Source organism: Candidatus Eremiobacteraceae bacterium (assembly GCA_035314825.1).
Classification (GTDB): Bacteria; Vulcanimicrobiota; Vulcanimicrobiia; order Eremiobacterales; family Eremiobacteraceae; genus JAFAHD01.
The window spans coordinates 1-2,204 of sequence record DATFYX010000027.1 but is presented as its reverse complement, the minus strand read 5'-3'; the positions used below and the strand labels follow the sequence as shown (position 1 = coordinate 2,204).

Annotated in this window: 1 protein-coding gene; it reads right to left on the bottom strand. The window is 63.0% G+C overall.

Annotated features, from left to right (window positions below):
- A partial coding sequence (locus VKF82_04205) for an NADP-dependent isocitrate dehydrogenase (protein ID HME81261.1) occupies positions 1 to 2,161 on the bottom strand: 2,161 nt, incomplete at its 3' end.
- Positions 2,162 to 2,204: the final 43 nt, after the last annotated feature.

The window sequence follows — 2,204 nt, the reverse complement described above, 5'->3', positions numbered from 1 at the left end:
CCGCGTTGAGCGTCCCGCTCGGGCGCATCACGGCCTTCACTTTGACGTCGTCGGGCTTGTAGTAGCCACCGATGTCCGCAGCCTTTCCCTGCACTGCGGCGAATTCAGCAACGATCTTCTGCTCGTTGTCCGCGAGCGTCTTTGCCAGCGGCGCGAACTGCTCCGCGAGCGCGTAGTCTTCCGTCTGCGCCGCCAGCTCCCGCGCCCAGTACATGGCGAGATAGAACTGGCTCCCTCGATTGTCGAGCTCGCCAGTCTTGGGCGAGGGCGACTTGCGATTGTCGAGTAGCTCGCCGGTGGCGGCGTCCAGCGTTTTCGCCAGGATACTGGCCTTGGCATTGCCGGTCTTGATACCGAGGTCCTCCAGGCTCGCCGCCAGCGCGAGGAACTCGCCCAGCGAATCCCAGCGCAGGTGGTTCTCTTCGACCAATTGCTGCACGTGCTTGGGCGCCGAACCGCCGGCACCGGTTTCATACATGCCGCCGCCGGCCATCAGCGGCACGATTGACAGCAGCTTCGCGCTGGTGCCCAGCTCCAGGATCGGGAACAGGTCGGTCAGGTAGTCGCGCAGGATGTTGCCGGTGACCGCGATCGTGTCGAGCCCGCGGGCCGCGCGCTCGAGCGTGTAGCGCATCGCGCGCACCTGCGACATGATCTGGATATTCAGGCCGGTGATGTCGTGGTCCTTCAGGTAGGCAGTCACCTTCTTGATCACCTCGGCCTCGTGCGGGCGATACGGGTCCAGCCAGAACACCGCCGGCATGCCCGAATTGCGGCAGCGCGTGACCGCGAGCTTCACCCAGTCGCGTATCGGCGCGTCCTTGACTTGGCACATGCGCCAAATATCGCCCTTCTCGACGGTCTGCGTCAGCAGCACCTCGCCGGTGGCCAGGTCGGTGATGTTGGCCACACCGTCCTCCGGGATCTCGAAGGTCTTGTCGTGCGAGCCGTATTCCTCCGCCTGCTGCGCCATCAGGCCGACGTTCGGCACGGTGCCCATCGTGCGCGGGTCGAACGCGCCATGCCACTTGCAGAAGTTGATCAGCTCCTGATAGATGCGCGCGAACGTGCTCTCCGGCATGACCGCCTTGACTTCCTTAAGCCGCCCGTCGGCGCCGTACATCTTGCCGCCGGCTCGGATCATCGCCGGCATCGATGCGTCGACGATGACGTCGCTGGGCGAATGGAAGTTCGTGATACCCTTGGCCGAATCGACCATCGCGAGTTCCGGCCGGTGCTCCAGGCAGGCGTGGAGGTCGCGCATGATCTCGTCGCGCTGTGATTCGGGGAGGGTGGCGATCTTGTCGTACAAATCGACCATGCCGTTGTTGACGTTGACCCCCAGACTCTCGAACAAAGCGGCATGTTTCTCGAACGCTTCCTTGTAGAAGATCCTCACGCAGTGACCGAACACGATGGGATGCGACACCTTCATCATCGTGGCCTTGACGTGAAGTGAAAACATCACGCCGGACTTGCGCGCATCCTCGATCTCCCGTTCGTAGAACGCGCACAGCGCCTTTCGGCTCATGAACATCGAGTCGATGATCTCACCGTCCAGCAGCGCAACCTTGGGCTTCAGGACCAGTGTTGTGCCGGATTTGGTGATCAGCTCCATCTTCACGTCGCGCGCGCGGTCCAGCGTCATCGACTTCTCGCCGTGGTAGAAGTCACCGCTGTGCATATGCGACACGTGCGTGCGCGACGCCTGCGCCCATTCGGCCATCGAATGCGGGTTCTTTCGCGCGTACTCCTTCACCGCACGAGGCGCGCGGCGGTCGGAGTTGCCTTCGCGCAGCACCGGGTTCACGGCCGAGCCGATGCACTTGGCGTAACGTGCCTTGATGGCCTTTTCTTCTTCGGTCTTCGGGTCGCCGGGATAGTCGGGGACCTTGTAGCCCTTGGCCTGCAGTTCCTTGATCGCGGCGAGAAGTTGCGGCACCGACGCGCTGATATTCGGAAGCTTGATGATATTGGCGTCGGGATCGAGCGTCTTCCGGCCCAATTCCGTAAGCGTTTCGGGCAAGCGCTGCTCCGCCGTCAGGTACTCGGGGAAACAGCTGAGGATCCGTGCCGCGAGGGAGATGTCGCTCTCCTCGACCCGAACGCCCGCCGGCGTGGTGAAGGTGCGGATGATCGGCAGGAGAGCGTAGGTCGCCAACAGCGGCGCTTCGTCGGTGAGCGTATAGATGATAGTCGGATCG